Source organism: Pseudomonas sp. LS-2, from assembly GCF_003605735.1.
Lineage (GTDB): Bacteria > Pseudomonadota > Gammaproteobacteria > Pseudomonadales > Pseudomonadaceae > Aquipseudomonas.
Window position 1 is genome coordinate 1 of the sequence record NZ_QXTJ01000002.1, and the last position, 19,978, is coordinate 19,978.

General features: G+C 62.1%; 6 protein-coding genes. 2 read left to right on the plus strand and 4 right to left on the minus strand.

The features are described 5' to 3' along the window. The first annotated feature begins 14 nt into the window (after nt 1-14). Both D3M70_RS00945 and D3M70_RS00950 read left to right on the plus strand, forming a co-directional pair. Entirely contained in the window at nt 15-12,266 is a 12,252-nt protein-coding gene (locus tag D3M70_RS00945) for a non-ribosomal peptide synthetase (RefSeq protein WP_256659652.1), read from the plus strand. A gap of 48 nt (nt 12,267-12,314) precedes the next feature. After that, a complete protein-coding gene (locus tag D3M70_RS00950; protein WP_120123594.1) occupies nt 12,315-13,277 on the plus strand; it encodes an alpha/beta hydrolase in 963 nt (320 codons plus the stop codon). Nucleotides 13,278-13,355: 78 nt separating this feature from the next. On the opposite strand, the gene D3M70_RS00955 is transcribed toward D3M70_RS00950, so the two are convergent. The 4 genes from D3M70_RS00955 to D3M70_RS00970 all read right to left on the minus strand — a co-directional run bounded on the left by D3M70_RS00955 (nt 13,356) and on the right by D3M70_RS00970 (nt 19,959). Beyond that, nucleotides 13,356-15,773, minus strand: a complete 2,418-nt coding sequence (locus tag D3M70_RS00955; protein WP_165869709.1) for a TonB-dependent siderophore receptor — start codon at nt 15,771-15,773, stop codon at nt 13,356-13,358. 163 nt (nt 15,774-15,936) lie between these two features. Further along, complete coding sequence (locus D3M70_RS00960) at nt 15,937-17,586, minus strand: cyclic peptide export ABC transporter (RefSeq protein ID WP_120123597.1); 1,650 nt, start codon at nt 17,584-17,586, stop codon at nt 15,937-15,939. A 147-nt stretch (nt 17,587-17,733) separates the two neighbouring features. Continuing rightward, nucleotides 17,734-18,627, minus strand: a complete 894-nt coding sequence (locus D3M70_RS00965) for a formylglycine-generating enzyme family protein (RefSeq protein ID WP_120123599.1) — start codon at nt 18,625-18,627, stop codon at nt 17,734-17,736. A gap of 30 nt (nt 18,628-18,657) precedes the next feature. Then, nucleotides 18,658-19,959: an aminotransferase class V-fold PLP-dependent enzyme gene (locus D3M70_RS00970; RefSeq protein ID WP_120123601.1), complete on the minus strand. Its 1,302-nt coding sequence runs from the start codon at nt 19,957-19,959 to the stop codon at nt 18,658-18,660. Between the last annotated feature and the right edge of the window lie 19 nt (nt 19,960-19,978).

Consider the following 19,978-nt stretch of genomic DNA (forward strand, 5'->3'; position numbering starts at 1 on the left):
GGGTGCGCGAAGCGGTGGTCATCGCTCAGGAAGGCGCCCAAGGTCCGATGCTGGTGGGCTACGTCGTCGCCAATCAAACGAACGGCGATCTGCTGCATGAAGAATTGCTGCATCAAGAGCTGAAAGCCCAACTGCTTCAGCAACTGCCGGACTACATGGTGCCGCAGCACTGGCTGTTCCTGCCGCGTCTGCCGCTGACCCCGAACGGCAAGCTGGACCGCAAGGCACTGCCGAAAGCCGATGCCAGCCAGGTCCAGAAAAGCTACGTCGCGCCGACCACCGAGCTGCAACGAAACATCGCGCAGATCTGGCAGGACGTATTGAAACTGGAGCAGGTCGGCCTGAGCGACAACTTCTTTGAGTTGGGCGGTCACTCGTTGCTGGCGACCCAGGTGATGTCGAGGGTGCGACAGTTGCTCGATGCCGAGGTCGCGTTGCGCACGCTGTTCGAGCACAGCACCCTCGAAGCTTTCGTACAGGCGCTTTGCTCTGAAACCTCTGCGCCCATGGCGCCGCCGCTGTTGCCGGTGGCGAGGGATCAGGCAATGCGTCTGTCGTATGCGCAGGAGCGTCAGTGGTTCCTCTGGCAGTTGGACCCGGACAGCGCGGCGTACCACATACCTGCTGCCTTGCGGTTGCGAGGAACGCTGGACGTCACTGCGCTGGAGCGCAGTTTCAATGCACTGCTGGCCCGCCATGACAGCCTGCGCACGCAGTTCATTGATGACCAGGGTCGCACCGTGCAACGGATTCAGCCTGCGTTGACGCTGACCTTGTCCGCCGAACCCTTTGCGATGAATTCCGATGATCGAGCGTTCGACGAACAGCGTTTCGATGAGCAACTGAAGGCCTGCATCGAGGACGAAATCAACCGTCTGTTCGATTTGCGCGAAGGTCCGTTGCTCAGGGTGAAATTGCTCCAACTGGCGGCGGACGATCACGTGCTGGTACTGACCCAACACCACATCATCTCCGATCGCTGGTCAATGAAAGTCACCGTGGACGAGCTGATCGAGCTCTATGCCGGTTTCAGTCAGGGGCTGGATGTGCAACTGCCTGCGCTGCCGGTTCAGTACGCCGACTATGCCCATTGGCAACGCCAATGGATGGAGGGCGGTGAGCGCGAACGTCAGTTGGCGTACTGGCTGGAACAACTGGGTGATGAGCAGCCGGTGCTGGAGTTGCCCATCGATCATCCCCGTCCTGCGCAGCAGAGCTATCGCGGCGCCCGACTCGACGTGCCGGTGAGCCCCGAGCTGGGGATGGCGCTCAAACACGTGGCGCAGCGTGAGCAGGTGACGGTGTTCATGCTGTTGCTGGCGTCGTTCCAGGCCCTGCTGCACCGCTACAGCGGCCAGTCCGACATTCGGGTCGGTGTGCCGGTGGCTAACCGTAATCGCATCGAGACGGAACGCCTGATCGGTTTCTTCGTGAATACCCAAGTGCTCAAGGCCCAGTTCGTCGACGGCATGTCGTTCCGCGATCTGCTCGATCAGGCGCGAAACGCCTCGCTGGCCGGGCAGACCTGGCAGGATCTGCCGTTCGAACAACTGGTGGACCGCCTGCAACCCGAGCGTAGCCTGAGCCATAACCCGCTGTTCCAGGCGATGTTCAATCATCAGAGCGACGAGCCGCAGCAAGCCGGTCACGCGCGCGCGGACAGCTTTGCCCGCTTGCCGCATCTTCAGGTTCAGAGTCTGAGCTGGGACAGCGACACCGCACAGTTCGACCTGACCCTGAATACCTTCGAGTCTGAAAACGGTGTCTGGGCCTCGTTGGTCTACGCCACTGACCTGTTCGAGGCGGCGACCATCGAGCGTCTGGCCACCCACTGGCTGACCCTGCTGCAAGGCATCGTCGACGCGGTGCACAGGCCCGTCGCCGAACTGCCGTTGTTGCCCAGCCACGAATTCCAAACGATCACCGTCGACTGGAACGATCGTCGATCCACCTTCGAGGATCACGCCGGCGTTCATCACCTGATCGAGCATCGGGCCCAGCGGCAGCCGCTCGCCAGCGCGCTGGTGGCCGGTGAACAGACGCTGAGTTACACCCAGCTCAATGCCCGCGCCAATCAGTTGGCCCACCGGCTGATCGAGCTGGGTGTCGGTCCCGAGGTCCGTGTGGGTGTGGCAATGCCGCGCAACAGCGAGTTGATCGTTGCCTTGCTGGCGGTGTTCAAGGCAGGCGGGGCTTATGTGCCGCTCGACCCTGACTATCCGCAGGACCGCGTGGCCTACATGCTCGAAGACAGCCAGGCGCGGGTGATGATCACCAACACCGCGCTGTTGGCACAGTTGCCGCACAGCGAGGCGCGGACGGTATTGCTGGAGGCTGGAGGCCTCGACTACGCGGACTATCCGGACAGCAATCCCGGCCCGCGCGGGCAGTCCTCGAACCTGGCGTACGTGATCTACACCTCGGGCTCCACGGGCAAGCCGAAAGGCGTAGCCATTGCCCACCGCAACGTGCTGGCGCTGATTCATTGGTCGCAACAGGTGTATTCGCAGGAGGAAATGCAGGGGGTACTGGCCTCAACGTCGGTGTGTTTCGATCTGTCGGTGTGGGAGATTTTCGTCACGCTGGCCAGCGGCGGCTCCATCGTCCTGGCCCGCAACGCGCTGGAGCTTGCCGATCTGCCGGCGCGTGACAGCGTGCGATTGATCAACACGGTGCCGTCGGCCATCGCCGCATTGCACCGTGCAGGGCAGATTCCGGCCAGCGTGCGCATCATCAACCTGGCGGGCGAACCGCTGAAACAGTCTCTGGTGGAAAGCCTCTATAGCCTGCCGACCGTCGAGCATGTCTACGACCTGTATGGCCCCTCGGAAGACACCACCTATTCGACCTGGACCCGGCGTGCCGTGGGCGAAAAGGCCAGCATCGGGAGGCCGTTGATCAATACCGCCAGCTACGTGCTGGACGCGCAGTTGCAGCCGGTTCCGGTCGGCGCGGCGGCCGAACTGTACCTGGCAGGCGAGGGGATCGCCCGTGGCTATCTGTTCCGTCCGGGGTTGACCGCAGAGCGTTTCGTGCCCGATCCGTTCTCGGCCACGGGCGGGCGCCTTTACCGGACCGCAGACCTGACCCGCTACCGCGCCGACGGCGTAATCGAGTACGTCGGCCGTATCGATCATCAGGTCAAGGTGCGGGGCTTCCGTATCGAACTCGGTGAAATCGAAGCACGTCTGCTGGCGCTGGAGTCTGTGCGTGAGGGCGTGGTGCTGGCAGTGGACGGCACCAGCGGTCAGCAACTGGTGGCCTATGTGGTCGCTCACGCTGACATCGCCCCCGAGAGTCGGGCGGACCTGAGCGAAGACATCAAGGCGCGCCTGAAGGCGTACCTGCCGGACTACATGGTGCCGGCGCAATTGATTTTTCTGGAGCGTCTGCCGCTGACACCCAACGGCAAACTGGACCGCAAGGCGTTGCCAGCGCCGGACCCGACCGAAAATCTCAAGGCTTACGTGGCCCCCAATAACGACCTTGAGCGTCAACTGGTCGATATCTGGCAGGACGTTCTCAAGCTTGCGCGAATCGGCGTCACCGACAACTTCTTCAGCCTGGGCGGTGACTCGATCATTTCGATCCAGTTGGTCAGCCGCGCGCGTCAGGCCGGGATCCGTTTCACGCCCAAGGACCTGTTTCAGCAACAGACCATTCAAGGGCTGGCGACCGTGGCCGAACTCGGCGAGCCGCAAGCGCCGGGCGAGCAAGGGCCGGTCACCGGCAGCACTGCGCTGTTGCCGGTTCAACAATGGTTCTTCGAGCAGGACATTCCCGAGCGCCAGCGCTGGAACCAGTCGATTCTGCTCAAGCCACTGATGTCGATGAATGCTCAAGCGCTCGAACAGGCACTGCTCGCGCTGGTCGATCATCACGACAGCCTGCGCCTGAGCTTCGACCCGTTGATGTCGAGTGCCAGTTACCGCTCGACTGACCAGCAACGACAGCTTGCGTCCCCACTCTGGCGGCAGACCGCAGCCGATCTAGCCGAACTTGAACGCCTCGCCGACGAGGCGCAGGGCAGCCTCGATCTTAGAGGGGGGCCATTGCTGCGAGCGGTATTGTTCGATCTTCCGAGCGGCGAGCAGCGCCTGTTGCTGGTGGTTCATCACCTGGTGGTGGACGGCGTGTCCTGGCGCATTCTGCTGGAAGACCTGCAAAGCGCCTATAAACACGTGCAGCACGGTCAGCCGCTCGTGTTGCCGGCCAGATCGGCGTCGTTCAAAGAGTGGATCGATGCTCTGCAAACGTATGGCCAGAGCGCCGAACTGCAAGGTCAACTGCCTTATTGGCAGGCACAGGGCGAACAGTCAGAGGGTGCGCAACTGCCGTGTGACAATCCGCTGGGCTCGCTGGAAAACCGGCATGCGGCGACGGTTTACACCCGCCTTGATGCCCGCCTGACTCGACGTCTGCTGCACGACACCGCCGGCGCCTATCGCACGCAGATCAACGACCTGTTGCTCACGGCGCTGGCTCGGGTGATCTGCCGCTGGAGCGAGCAGCCTTCCGCGCTGATTCAGCTTGAGGGCCATGGTCGCGAAGCGTTGTTCGAAGACCTGGACCTGACACGCACCGTGGGCTGGTTTACCAGCATGTTCCCGCTCGCGTTGATCCCCGCGGCAGATATCGCCGGATCGATCAAGCAGATCAAGGAGCAGATTCGCGCCGTTCCCGATAAGGGACTGGGCTATGGTCTGTTGCGCTATCTGAGCAACGAGTCGAATCGACGCGCACTTGAGCAAGTGCCGGTTCCGCGCATTACGTTTAACTATCTGGGCCAGTTCGACGGCAGTTTCGATGCTCAGGACGGTGCGTTGTTCGTTCCGGTTCAGGAGCGCAAGGGTGCCGAGCACAGCGAACAGGCTTCGCTGGGCAACTGGCTTTGCGTCAATGGTCAGGTCTACGGCGGCGAGCTGACGCTGGGCTGGACGTTCAGTGAGCGAATGTTCAATGAATCGACCATTCAGGGTCTGGCCGACGACTATTTCCGCGAACTCGAGCAGTTGATCGAGCATTGCTGCAACCCGCAGCACGGTGGCTTCACGCCGTCCGACTTCCCGCTGGCAATGCTGACTCAGGCGCAGCTGGACGGGATGCCCGTGGCGTCCCCGGACGTCGAAGACCTCTATGTGCTGTCGCCCATGCAGCGCGGCATGCTGTTTCATACCGTGTACGAACCTCAGGGACGCAGTTACACCAATCAGGTCAGGCTCGATGTCGAAGGGCTTGACCCGCAGCGTTTCAGGGCCGCGTGGCAAGCGACGGTCGATGCCCACGATGTCTTGCGCAGTTCGTTTGTCTGGCAGGGCAGCCTCGATCAGCCGGTTCAAGTGGTTCATCGGCGGGTCACGCTGCCGTTCAGCGTTCTGGACTGGCAGGATCGAAAGGACTGGTTCCAGGCGCTCGAAGGGCTTGCGCTGACGGAACTGGAGCAAGGTTTCGATCTGACCCGTGCGCCGTTGTTGCGACTGCTGCTGGTGCGCACGGGGGCAGAGCGTTATCACCTGATTTACACCCACCATCACATCCTCATGGACGGCTGGAGTGCCTCGCAACTGATGGGCGAGGTGTTGCAGCGCTACAGCGGCGAACAACCGGAATTTTCGGCAGGCCGCTACCGCGATTACATTCAGTGGTTGCAGCGGCAGGACAGCGAAGCGAGCGAGCGGTTCTGGAAGGAGCGGTTACAGCACCTCGACGAGCCGACCCGTCTGGCCCGTGCCATCCCGTACACCCCGGATGCCGACGACCCGGCGGTTTATGGCGAGCGACGCCAGGTGCTTGACGTGGAGATGACCCAGCGCCTGCGAACGCTGGCGCAGGATCGCAAGGTGACGCTGAACACCGTGGTACAGGCCGCCTGGCTGTTGCTGTTGAAGCGTTACACCGGCCAGGCCGGCGTGGCCTTCGGCGCCACGGTTTCCGGACGCCCGACTGACTTGAAAGGTGTCGAACGCCAACTTGGCCTGTTCATCAATACGCTGCCGGTGATTGCCACGCCGAAGGTCGAGCAATCGCTGGAAGACTGGCTGCACTCGGTTCAGCAGTTGAACCTGCAACTGCGCGAATACGAATACACGCCGCTGTTCGATATTCAGCGCTGGGCCGCTCGGAATGCAGGAGACCTGTTCGACACCTTGCTGGTTTTCGAAAACTACCCGGTGTCCGAGGTGCTGGAGCAGGAGTCACCGCAGGAACTGGTGTTCAAGGACGTCAGCTATTTCGAGCGCACCAACTATCCGCTGACCCTGATGATCGGTGTGGGGCAAACCCTCAAGTTCAACTTCAGCTATCAGAGCGCGCATTTTTCGGCGGCGACGGTCGCTCAATTGGGCGAAGAGCTGATGGCGCTGCTCGAGCAGATGCTCGATGCGCCGGCTGACCGGGTGATCGGCGAACTCAAGCTGTTCGTCACCAGCCAGCAACAAATGCTGCACGACTGGAACCGCAGCCAGGCCGATTACCCGGCTGACGCATGCGTTCAGCAACTGATCGAGGAGCAGGCCGCGCGCACGCCGGACTCCGTGGCGCTGGTGTTCGCAGAAACCCGACTGACCTATGCCGAGCTGAACGCCCGAGCTAACCAGTGGGCCCATCGCTTGATCGAGCTGGGCGTGGGTCCTGATGGGCTGGTGGGCGTGTCGCTGGATCGTTCGCTGGAAATGGTGATCGCTCTGTTGGCGGTGCTCAAAGCCGGGGGCGCCTACGTGCCGCTGGACCCGGATTATCCGCAGGACCGTCTGCGCTACATGATCGAAGACAGCGGCTTGAAACTGCTGCTGACGCAAGGGCATTTGCTGCCTGGTTTGCCGATTCCGGATCAGGTGCAAGCGCTGGACCTCGATCAGCCATTGAGCGGCTACAGCGAGGCCAACCCGCAAGCCAACTTGAGCCCGGAAAACCTCGCCTACGCGATCTACACCTCCGGCTCCACCGGCAAACCCAAGGGCGTGATGGTCCGCCACGGCGCACTGACCAACTTCATCGTCAGCATGGCGTCCGCACCGGGGATCTGCGCAGACGACCGTCTGCTGTCGCTGACCACGTTCTCCTTCGACATCTTCGGCCTTGAGCTGTACACGCCGTTGACGGTCGGCGGCCGCGTGGTGTTGGCCGACAAGGACACCCAGCGCGACCCGGAACGGATCCTCCAACAGGTGCAGGCTCAGGGCATCAGCGTGCTGCAAGCCACGCCGTCGACCTGGCGCATGCTGCTGGAAAGCCCGAACGCGGGGCTGCTCGCCGGTCGTCGTTTGCTCTGCGGCGGCGAGGCGCTGGCCGATGAACTGGCCATGCGCATGACGGCGTTCGGCGCGCAAACCTGGAACCTCTACGGCCCGACCGAAACCACCATCTGGTCGGCACTGCAACCGTTGAACGTCGAAAGCAGCCGTCCGCATCTGGGCAGACCCATTGCCAATACTTCGCTGTACATCCTCGGTGAAGACCTGTCGGCCAACCCAGTTGGCGTTGCAGGCGAACTGCTTATCGGCGGCGACGGTCTGGCGCGGGGTTACTTCCAGCGTCCATCGCTGACCGCTGAACGCTTTTTGCCCAACCCCTATGGCGAGCCGGGCGGGCGTTTCTATCGCACCGGCGACCTGGCGCGGTATCGCGCCGATGGCGTGATCGATTACATCAGCCGGATCGACCATCAGGTAAAAATCCGTGGTTTCCGCATCGAGCTGGGCGAAATCGAAGCGCGGTTGCTGGAGCTGGATGCAGTGCTCGAAGCTGTGGTGGTGGCCGTTGCCGGGCCCGTCGGGCCTCGGTTGGCCGGCTATGTGGTGCCGCAGGACGGCTCGATCCTGACCGATGCGCAGCGTCAGGTCGACTTCACCCGTTATCTGACCGATCGCTTGAGCGCCAGTCTGGCCGATTACATGGTGCCTTCATCGCTGTCGGTTCTCGAGCGCATGCCGCTGACGCCCAACGGCAAGCTTGATCGAAAGGCGTTGCCGGAACCCGGGCAGTTATTGGCGCAGCAGACCTACATTGCGCCGGGCAACGAGACCGAAAAGGTTCTGGTGGATATCTGGCAAAACCTGCTGGGGGTGCAGACGATTGGCGTCACCGATAACTTCTTTGCCCTGGGCGGCGATTCCATCACCTCGATCCAGGTGGTCAGCCGTGCTCGTCATGTGGGGCTGGAACTGAGCCCGAGGGACATTTTCCAGCACCGTACCGTTCAGGCCATTGCCCGCCATGTTCAATCCGCAACACCGGCCGACTTCAATGAAACACAGTCTGGCGATGCGCCGCTGCACCTTCTGAACGATGAACAGTTGCAGGGCCTCGGATTGCCGCTGGAACACGTCGAGCAACTGTACCCACTGTCGCCCATGCAGCAGGGCATGCTGTTTCTGGGTCTGAATGCGCCGGACACCGAACTCTATATCAACCAGTTGAGCATCCCGATCCGGGGCCTCGATGCCGCGCGCTTCAAGCAGGCCTGGTTCGATGCCTGCCAGCGTCACGCAATCCTGCGCACGGGCTTCGTCTGGCAGGGGCTGGACCAGCCGCTGCAATTCGTAATGAAGCAGCTCGATCTGCCGCTGGTCGAACTCGATCTGCAAGGCGTGAGCGACCCGCGACAGCGTCTGGAACAACTGGCCAGCGACGAGCGCCAGCGTGGCTTCAACCTCGAGCAGCCGCCCTTGCAGCGAATCGTCCTCGTTCGGCTGGGTGTGGACAGTTACCAGATGATCTGGACCTACCACCACCTGTTGATCGATGGCTGGAGCGTATCGCGGTTGCTGGGCGAAATTCTCAAGCAATACTCGGGTGCGTCGCTGCCGCCGCCCGCGAGTTACAGTCGCTACATCGCCTGGTTGCAGCGTCAGGATCAGCAGCGCAGTCAGGCATTCTGGACCGCGCAACTGGCACGCCTGGACGAGCCCACCTATCTGGCAAATGCCTTTGCCCTCAGGCAGCCAGCGCGGGGGCATCACGCGTTGTACAGCCGTCTGGGCGAGACCGTGACCGACGCACTGAAAGCCTTTGCCCAAGCGCAGAACGTCACGCTCAACACGCTGGTTCAGGCCGCCTGGCTGCTGCTGCTCAGCCGCTACAGCGGGCAGGACAGCGTGGCGTTTGGCGCGACCGTGGCGGGCCGTCCGGCGGGGTTGAGCGATTCAGACCGGATGCTGGGTTTGTTCATCAACACGCTGCCGGTGATTCAGACCCTGGAACCGTCGCAAGCGTTGGGTGACTGGTTGCGCGATATTCAAGACTACAACCTGCAACTGCGCGAGCGTGAATACACCCCGCTGGCGGATGTCCAGCGCTGGGCGGGACGCAGTGGCCAGGCGCTGTTCGACAGCATCATCGTCTTCGAAAACCATCCGGTGGATCAGGCGCTGAATGAAGTCGCCGACCCCCTGCTGCGCTTCGGCGAGACCGGCAGCCACGGCCGCACCGACATTCCGATGGACCTGATGGTGACGCTCGAAGACGGACTGGTGATCGAATACATGTACCTGCAGGCGCACTTCGACGAGGCGGCGGTGCGGTGCATTCGTCGCGACATGGAAGGGATGCTCGGCCAGTTGATCCGTGACCCGGCTCAGCGACTGGGCAATATCGGTCTACCGCAAGCCGCAGTCGTCGATCAGGAACAACTGCCGGGTCAGAGCTTCGACGGTGTGTACGTGCATCAGCGTATTGCCCTGCATGCTGCCACCGCGCCGGACCAGCCGGCCGTGTTGTTCGGTGACAATCGTTACAGCTACGCCTGGCTCGATTCGGCGGCCAACCGTCTGGCTCATGTGTTGATCGCCGAGGGCGTGGGGCCTGAAGTGCGCGTCGGGGTCGCCATGCCAAGGGGGCAGGCGCTGATCCTGGCGTTGCTTGCGGTGTTCAAGGCCGGCGGTGCTTACGTGCCACTGAACACGGGTTATCCGAAAGACCGCCTGACCTACCTGATGGAGGATTCGGGCATCGCGTTGCTGCTCACCGATTCATCGCTGCGCGAGCTGTTGCCGACGGTTGCTCATCTGAGGGTTCTGGAACTCGATGGACTGGGCCTTGATCGCCACGACCCGACCCATCCGCCGGTGGTTGCACCCCAGGTGCAGCTGCACCCGCACAACCTGGCGTACGTGATCTACACCTCGGGCTCGACCGGATTGCCCAAGGGGGTGGCGGTCGCTCACGGGGCGCTGGCCATGCACTGCCAGGCCATCGGCGAGCGCTACAGCATGAGCGCCGACGATTGTGAATTGCTGTTCATGTCCTTCGCCTTCGATGGCGCCCATGAACGCTGGTTGACCACGCTGACCCACGGCGCACGCCTGCTGATTCGCGACGACAACCTGTGGACACCGGAGCAGACCTTCGACGCGCTGCACCATTACGGTGTGACCGTCGCCGCGTTTCCCCCGGTTTACCTGCAACAACTGGCCGAGCATGCCGAGCGCGAAGGCCACCCGCCTGGCGTGCGGATCTATTGCTTCGGGGGCGACGCCGTACCGCAGGCCAGCCTGGCACTGGCCCAGCGGGCACTGCAACCGCAGTTCATCATCAATGGCTACGGTCCGACGGAAACCGTGGTCACGCCCTTGATCTGGAAAGCCGGCCCTCAGGACACCTGCGGCGCGGCGTATGCGCCGATCGGCAGCAGGGTCGGCGCACGCACCACCCACGCACTCGACAAACACCAAAACCCGTTGCCCAGAGGCTGCGCCGGCGAGCTCTATCTGGGCGGTTTCGGCATGGCACGCGGCTATCTGGATCGTCCGGGGCTGACCGCCGAGCGCTTTGTGCCGGACCCGTTCAGCCGGGACGGTGGCCGGTTGTATCGCACCGGCGATCTGGTACGTGAGCGTGAGGACGGCGTATTCGACTATTTGGGCCGGATCGACAATCAGGTCAAGATTCGCGGCTTCCGCATCGAACTGGGCGAAATTGAGGCCCGCCTGAAAAACTGCGTCGGGGTACGCGATGCCGTCGTGGTCGCTCGCGACGGTGGCAGCGGCAAGCAACTGGCCGCCTACGTGGTGGCCGATAACGCCGCCAGCAGTGATCTGTGCGAGGTGCTGCGTGATCGACTGCGCGTCGATCTGCCGGACTACATGGTGCCCACGCATCTGATGCTGTTGCCCGCCATGCCGTTGACACCCAACGGCAAGCTGGACCGCAAGGCGCTGCCGGCACCTGACGCGGGTCCGCTGCAAGCGCGTTACGTCGCCCCGCGCAGCGAGCTGGAAAAAGCCCTGGCGCTGATCTGGCAGAAGGTGCTCAAGGTCGAGCGTGTTGGGTTGACGGATAACTTCTTCGAGCTGGGTGGCGACTCGATCCTCAGCTTGCAGGTGATGGCCAAGGCGCGTGCCCTCAAGGCCTATGGCTTCAGTCTCAAGCTGCGCGACCTGATGCAGAAACCGACCATTGGCGAACTCACCGGGAATACCGAGCTGGCTGAACGGCCAACCCGACCTGCGCCGATGCTGGCACTGAATCAGGCCAGTGGCGATCTCCCGGCGCTGTTCTGTGTTCACGCCGGTTTCGGCACCGTGTTCGACTATGAACCGGTGGCGCGGCGGCTGGCCGGTCGTCGTCCGGTCCGGGCCATCCAGTGCCGTATGTTGCTCGACCCCGACTGGCAGGATCAGTCGCTGGAAAGTATGGCCGTTGACTACGTCGGCTATCTTCGCGAGCAGCAGCCTCAGGGGCCGTATCACCTGTTGGGTTGGTCGTTGGGCGCAACGCTGGCAGTACTGATGACCGCCGAGCTTGAGCGGCAGGGGCAGCAGGTCGAGTTTCTCGGATTGATGGACAGCTTCGTCCCCGGCGCCGAAGCGGATGCTGACGATGTCGATGGCCTCGTGGCGGATCTGCGCTCGTTCATCGAGGTGATGATGCCGGGCGTGCCCGTTGTACTGCCGTCAGACCTTGCAGAGGACATTGCCAGTCTCACAAGGATGTTCTCGGGGCTTCTCGCCAGCCAGACACTGGCGGCAGGCGAGGGCGCGATGGCGCGAGATCTTGGGGGCGAGGAACTGGCCCGAATCTTTGGCGTTGCGCGCCATCTCAAGCGACTGTCGCTGCAACTGCCACGCTGTGGGCCGATTCAGACCGTTCCCCATTGCTGGTGGGCGGCGGGTCATGAGGAAGCTGCGCGCGCGCTGGCTCGGCAGATCGGCCAGGTCGCCGTCGGTCCGGTGTTGCCGTGCAGCCATTTCGATGTGCCGCGCAGCGCACAGTTTCTTGCAAGCCTTGACGAAGCGCTCAGCGGTGTACTGACTCCGCTCGGTGCCTGAATGTGAATCCGGCCGGGCAGTCGCCCGGCTGGCCAGGAGTTTTTTTCGATGTCGTTGAACCCTGATATTGCTGCATTTCTGGAACTGGTGGGCGCGGGTCGTGACAGCGGCAAGCGTACCGCCATGCATGAATTCTCGGTCCAGGAAGCCCGTGACCAGTTCGATCAGTCGTCGCAATTGATGATGGCCGATAGCGAGGAATTGCCACGGGTTGAGAACCTGCGCCTGCCGGTGCGCGACGGTACCCAACTGGCCGCACGGTTGTATGGCCCGACTGCAGCCGGGGAGCAGACTTGCAGCGCCGTTCTGTATTTCCATGGCGGCGGCTATGTGGTCGGCAGTCTGGATTCTCACGATGCATTGTGTCGCTCGCTGGCGAGCAGAACGGGCAGTGTGGTGATTTCCGTCAGCTATCGACTGGCCCCGGAATGGACCTTCCCGACCGCAGCAAACGACGCGCTGGATGCCTGGTGCTGGCTGCTCGATCATGCGCAGAGGCTGGGCATCGATACGACGCGCCTGGCGGTGGCCGGGGACAGTGTCGGCGGCAGTCTGGCGACGGTCCTGAGTCGTGAGCTTGCAGCGCAGGCGGCGCAGGTTCAGCCACGTTTGCAGGTGTTGATCTATCCGGTCACCGATGCCAGTCGATCCACCTCATCACTGGAGCGTTATGCCAGCGGCTACCTGCTGGAAAAAGACACGCTGAACTGGTTCTACCGGCATTACGCCCCCGAGGCGATTGATCGCCTGGACCCACGTTTCTCGCCGTTGCTCGCGGACGTTCCGGCCAACACGGCACCGGTCCTGCTGGCCGTGGCCGAGTGCGATCCCCTGCACGATGAAGGGTTGGCGTATGCGGCGCACTTGAGGGAAGCGGGCGTGGACGTGGACCTGAAGGTCTGGCCCGGCATGACTCACGATTTCATGCGCATGGGCGCTATCGTCGAGGAAGCCGACGAGGCGCTGGACTGGATCGCAGACTCGCTGCGCACCGCCTTCGCGAAGGTCTGATACGCATTGCCTGGCAGGAAGGAGAGCGTGAAAGCCGGAGGCCGGACAGGTGGGGACCTGCCCGGCCTCGGATGCAGCTTAGAAGTTGGTGCGCATGGTAAACATCACGTTACGCGGGTTGCCGTAGTACGTGTTGTTTTCGACGGTACCGATCTGCGAGTAGTAGAAGCGGTCGAAGATGTTTTCCACGTTGACCGAAAGGTTCACGTTCTTGGTCACGTCATACCCGACACGCGCGTTGTAGATGGCGAACCCGCCGTTCTCGTTCTTCACGCCGGTGCTGGGTGCGGTGCCGACGTAGCGACCATAGGTGCCGCTTTGAATGTTGCTGCCGGCACCCACTTGCCATTTGGAGAGTTCGCCCGGCAGTTGATAGTTGGCCCACAGACGCAGCATGTGCTCTGGCATGGTGGTCAGGAATGAGGTGCCTTCCAGATCGGTGTTGTCCGGGTTCTTGATGTACTTGCTGCGGTTGTAGGTATAACCGGCGGTCAGTTCCAGGCCGGTCGCTACCTTGCCGGTGACCTCGGCTTCGAAGCCTTCGGCTCGCACTTTGCCGCCGGCGACGTAGCAGCGGCAGGACGGCGGCTGCGACTGGTCGGTCTGGGCGCGGCCTGAATAGTTGGTGCGGTAGATCGCGAAGTTGGTGTTGAGGGTGCCATCGAGCAGTTCGCCCTTGAGACCCAGCTCGTAGGTTTCACCGGAGCGAGGCGTCAGGGTGCTGCCAGATGCCGACTCGTAGTTGAGCTGTGGCGTGAAGATCTCGGCGTAGCTCGCGTAGGCGGACCAGTCCGGGTTCAGCGCATAGACCAGGCCATAGAACGGCAGCACCTTGGCGTTGGTTTCCTGGGTGGTCTTGGTGTGAACGCCTGTGGACTCGTTCTTCTGATCCTGATGGTAGTCCCACCAACTGACGCGAGCGCCGACGATCACGTCCAGCGGATCGAACACATTGACTCTCATTGAACCGTACACGCCTTCCTGATCGAGGGTGGAGGTGGTGGTGCGGTATTTGTCGGTCCGCCCGTATTCAGGGGGATCGAAGGTCAGGATGTCGGGAATGAAATCGACGTTGTTGGCGGTCACGTCATAGCGCCCGGCGACACGTTTGCTGTGGGAGACGTTGGCCCCCAGGACGACTTCACTGCGGCGCCCGAACATGTCGAAGTTGCCGTTCAGGAACAGGTCGTTGTTGTACTGGTAGTTGTTCTCGCCGCGACCTTCAGCCCAGTTGTAGCCGCCGGAGTTGTCGATCGGACTGATCAAACCGCCGGTGTTGCTGTACAGCGCGTCCAGGTTGAAACGGGTGTAGTTGCTGGCCAGGGTGATTTTCCAGTCATCGTTGAGCTGATGCTTGACGTCGACGAAGTACTGCGTCGATTCGACATCGTTGTAGTCTGAAGGCGAACTGAGGTTGGTGGAGCGCTTGAAATCGATCTTCGAGCCGTCGCTGTAGCTGGGCAGGCCCCAGTCCATGGTCGAACGGTTGTTGGCGTTCAGGTAAGTGAAACCTGCGCTGACCAGCGTGTCCGGCGTGACATCGAATTCCACCAGGCCGAAGGTCGAAGCGCGTTCGCTCTTGCCGCCGTCATAGAAATAGTGACGCGTGTTATAGGAGGTCGCCAGGCGGCCACGGATGGTCTTGTCTTCGTTCAGTGCGCCCTGAACGTCGAACTCCTGACGGTAGTTGTCCCAGGAACCGGCCTGCGTGACGGTGCTGACCTTGAAGTCGGAACTGGCGCGTTTGCGCACAAGGTTGATCGCACCGCCCGGCGAGCCCGCGCCCTGAAACAGACCGGCAGACCCCTTGAGCACTTCCACGCGCTCGTAGGCGACCAGGTCCGACCAGTTCAGCGACGTGATGCCGGTGTTGGTGCCGGCCGGGATAGGGATGCCGTTGATCTGGAAGTTGTCGATCTCGAAACCACGGGCGTAGGGCTGGTTGTCGCCATTGAGTGCGCCGTAGGTGATCACGCCCGGAACGTTGTTGTAGACGTCGTTCAGGGTGGTGATGTTCTGGTCCTTGATGCGCTGGGCCGTCAGTACCGAGATGGTCTGCGGGATTTCCTTGAGCGGTCGCGGGGCCTTGCCGATCGTCGCGGCGCCCGTGGTGTATGAACGCGTGTTTTCGGTGTTTTCGCCCAGACCGTAGATGTCATTGATGTTGGTGGGCGAGAGCTCCATGGCGCCAGGGTCGGAGGTGCGACTGACCGTGGCCGATTTGCCGTCGAAGCCATAACTGGCACCGGTGTTCTGCAGCAGCTTGATCAGGCCGTCGCGGGGGCTCAGCCTGCCGCTGACCGCGGTACTGCGTACCCCCTGAATATCCTCAGGGCTGTAGAGCACCTGCACATCCGATTGCTGACCGAACGTTTGTAGCGCGCTGGCCAGAGGCTGCGCCGGAATGTTGAAGTCCACAGCCTGATCCTGGGCGTAGGCGACGGCGGGCATCGCGATGGCCAGGCTCAAGGCCGTGCGACTGAACCGACGAGACATGGAGTGAGTCATCACAAGCGCTTTGGCGTAAGGGTTCAATCGATGCAGTGCGGGGATCGTCATGTGTTAACCGTTGGAGAGGGATTGAGAATTATTTGTATTCATAAGACGCCGGGACTGCAAAAAACCGGAAGGCTTCAATGAACTTTATTGAGTTTTGTTGTCATGCGGGTACGGTTTCGCTCACCACACGACCCGATTCCATGCGCACCAATTGGTCGGCGACATCGAAATAGCGGTCGTCGTGGGAGATCACGATGATGGTCTTGCCCAGTCGCTTGAGGTCCGGCAGCAGCTCGGTGTAGAAGACCCGGCGGAACGTGGGGTCCTGATCGGCGGCCCATTCGTCGAACACCAGCACCGGCCGGTCTTCCATCCAGGCATTGATCAGCGCCAGGCGTTTGCGCTGTCCGGTGGACAGGTCGGTGGTGGTGAATAGGCCGTTGCGCACGCTCACCTTGTGGGCGATCTCCAGACGCTCGAGGTAGCGATTGGCGTCATCGGGAATGTGCTGGTCAGCCTGCACCACATCATCGAACAGGTAGTAGTCGGCAAAGATTGTGGTGAATAGCTGGCGATAATCATCGCGGTTGACGGCGTCGACGGGGGTGCCGTTGAGGGTGATCTCACCCTGCTGCGGTGCATACAGTCCCAGCAACAGCTTGATCAGCGTGGTTTTGCCGCAGCCGTTTTCACCGACGATAAAGGTGATGTCGCCGTGGTTGATCTTCAGATTCACCGGCCCCAGGCGAAAGGGCGCGCTGCCCTCGACGGCGGGGAAGGCGTAGCTGACATCGTTGAGTTGCAGACGCTGGACGGTCGTGCGCCGGGTGCCGGTGTCATCAAGCAGCAGGTGCGGTTCAGGGGAGGAAAACTGCTCGCCCAGTTCAGCGATGCGGCGCAAGGCGATCTGCGCACGGCTGATGATAGGCAGCGTGCCGATCAAGTGTTCCAGCGGCCCCTTCATGTACAGCAGCACCAGCACGAAGCCGCTCATCACCGCCGCGTCCGGACTGGGCCATACCGACTGGGAGGCCAGCGCGAGACCGATCACCACGAAGAACAGCATCGAGCCGAAGCTCTTGGCGATGATGAAGGTGTTGATCGAGCTGATCTGAGTGTCGCGAATGGCGTCGGCGGTGCGCTGGATACCCAGGGTGAACATGCGTTGACGGCGTGGTCGGTGAATGCGCAGCTCCTTGGCGCCTTCGGCAATCGCGTTGTAATGCTTCTGCAATTCGTCTTCGGCCTCGCGCGCGGCCATGAAGCCTTTGATGCCGCGCGCTCGGGCTATCGACTGCACGACGGTGCCGATGGCGATCGCCACGAGCATCATCAGAAACATCGGCCACGACAGCATCGCCAGATAACCCAAGCAGCCCAGGGTCACGGTCATGGAAATGGCCAGTGGCGCGAAGGCAAAGGCGAAATCGCTGATGGTGTCGACGTCATGGGTCAGCACCGGAATCAGTCGATGGCTGCGATAACGTTCGATCTGCTCGATCGGCGCGGACAACACTTTTTCCCCCAGTTCCTTGCGCAGCCTGGCGATGATGTGTTGCCCCACGTAGTTGGTGCCGATGTCTGACAGGATCGAGCTGAGCAAGGCCAGCAGGCACAGCCCGGCGAACACCATGACCACGCTGCGGGTCAGCCCGTCGGGGGCGTGCAGGGCGTTGTTGATGGTGGCCAGCAGGATGGTGACGCTCAGGCCACCGATCATGCCGAGCACGACGGAGGTGCACACGGTCAGTCGGAAGGGCTTGAGCAGGACGAGCAATTCTTTGATTGCCCCGCGCTTTGGCTTGGTCATGGAGGTTTCCTGGCGGAAAAGGAAAGAAGGGCTGCTACTGAACGAAGACGAATGATGGGGCGGCCGATTTAGGTCATCGGCGAGAACCGCAGACGGGCTGCGGTCCTGAGAGCGGGCTTGAGGGGGGGATGGCGATGACGAGGGACGTCAGAGGTCACGTTCGACGCGAAAGCTCAACCAGTCGCCGCGTTCGTTGGGGTACATGTCGTTGCGGTTGCCCGAGCGCGAGAACACCGGCGCTTCGATGTAGTCGTTGCCGCGAATGCCTTGCAGCTTGCAGTCCTTCTCCACCCACGCGCTGCCGTCGGTCGGTGCGCCGACGTAATCCTTGTGCGCGCAGTCGGCCACCCATTCGGAGACGTTGCCGTGCATGTTGTAGACACCGAAAGCGTTGGGCGGGTAGGCCTTGGCCGGATTGGTGTAGGTGTAGCCGTCTTTCGGGCCGTAGGTGTTGGCGTGGCGGGATATCTGATAGTGCTCGCCTTCGTCGAACGGGAAGGGGAACGGGCCGGTGCTGCCGCCGCGCGCGGCATACTCGCGCACGGCTTCGCTCATCAGTCGATACGGCTTGCCGGTCTTCTTCGACAGCCACGCGATGTAGGCCTGAGCATCGGCCAGGTTCATGCACACTGCCGGTTGATCCGGCTTTTGCGGGTAGGTGGGTTTGCCGTTGCTGCAATGACGGCCCGGACGTACGTCGAAATCTTCGAGCGTGATCCCGGTCTCGCGCATGTAGGTGTCGAATTCACCGGCCAGGACCTGGAAACGGCTAACGGCGAAAGGTCTGGCGAAGGTCACCTGATGCATCGGGCCTTCATCGGGCTGGCGGCCGACTTCATCGTCGGGCGTCCCCATGGTGAAGGTGCCGGCGGGCAGCACGACCATTTCCGGGCAGTCCTTGCAATCCTTGAAAACCTGGCCCGGTTGCGGGGTGTCCGCGGCGTGCGCGAGGGTCGGCAGCAGGCTGCTCAAGGCGCCGAGCAGCGTCAGCGTGGCGAGGGTTTTCAACGTGCGTGAGGGGGTGATGACAGGCGCGGTCATGGGGCTTCTCGGTAATGGGAAAACAGGGCGTCAAAGGGTTTTGGCGAGCAGGTTCATCACCTGGTCGATTTGCGCTTCGGTGTTGAGCAGGCCAGGCGCGGTGCGGATCACCGGGCCGGCATCGCGGTACACCGCGTCGCTCACCACGCGGTTCTTCATCAGGTACGCGGCGACCTTGTCGCTGTTCTGGTCCTTGATCCTGAAGAAGGTGAATCCGGCCGAAAGGGCGGGGCTCGTCGGCGTCACCAGTTCGATCTGCGGGTGCTCCTGCAACCGCGTTTTCAGGTAATCGTTGAGCCCGTGAATGCGCGCCTGCACGTGTGCCTTGCCCAGTTGCAGATGCAGTTTGAACGCCTCGTTCAAGGCCCAGCGGTGCTCGAAGGCGTGATAGCCGCCTGGCGACATGGTGGTGGCGAAGTTGGTGTCTTGCGAGAACGTCGGCACCGTGGGCGTGACGTCTTTCAACTCCTCCGAGCGGGCGCAGATGATGCCCGTCCCGCGCGGGCCGAACATCCATTTGTGAGTCCCGGCGATGAAGAAGTCGCAGTGCATGTCGGGGAAACTCAGGTCCTCCACGCCGAAGCCATGTACGCCATCGACCACATACAGGATGCGGTCCTTGTCGTCGCGGTTGCGGTTGAGCTCTTCCACCAGCTTGCCGATCTCGCCGATGGGCAGCTTCACACCGCTGCCCGATTGCACCCAGGTCATGCCCAGCACGCGGGTGTTGGGGCGGATGTTGCTTTTGATCGCGCCCAGCACTTCGTCCACCGACATCGTGTGGGCGTTCTCGAACAGTTTGATCTTGCGAACCTGAGTGCCTTCCTTTTTTACCCGGTAATCGAGGGTGTATTCGGTGGAGTAATGCTCATGGACAGTGGTCAGGATTTCCTGGTCGGGGCGCACATGAATGCCGCCGTAGATCATCGACAGCCCTTCGGTTGTGCTGCCGGTCAGGGCGATCTGGCCGGGCCTGGCCTGTAGATAGCGGCCGGCCCAGTCACGCACCTCTGCCTCGCGTTTCCAGGCTTCTTCCAGGTCCCAGTCCATCGCCAGCCCCGGATTACGGTCGATGTGCGCGCGGTGCATGTCGATGGCGACCTGCACCGGTTTGGGGTGGGAAGTGATCAGGAAATTGGACAAGTGAATGTAGCTCGGGTCCTGACTGAACAGCTGTCGCAGTTGCGCCCATTTGTCCTGGGTATTGTCGTCCGCTGCCAGGGGCGCGGGTGAAGGGCTGGCCAGCGCGCTGTGACTGAGGGCAGCGCTGCCCAGCGGAAGGCTGGCGGCGAGAAGGCCTGCCTGTTTGAGGAATGTGCGGCGATCGGTCATGGCGGGGTTCACTTGTCGG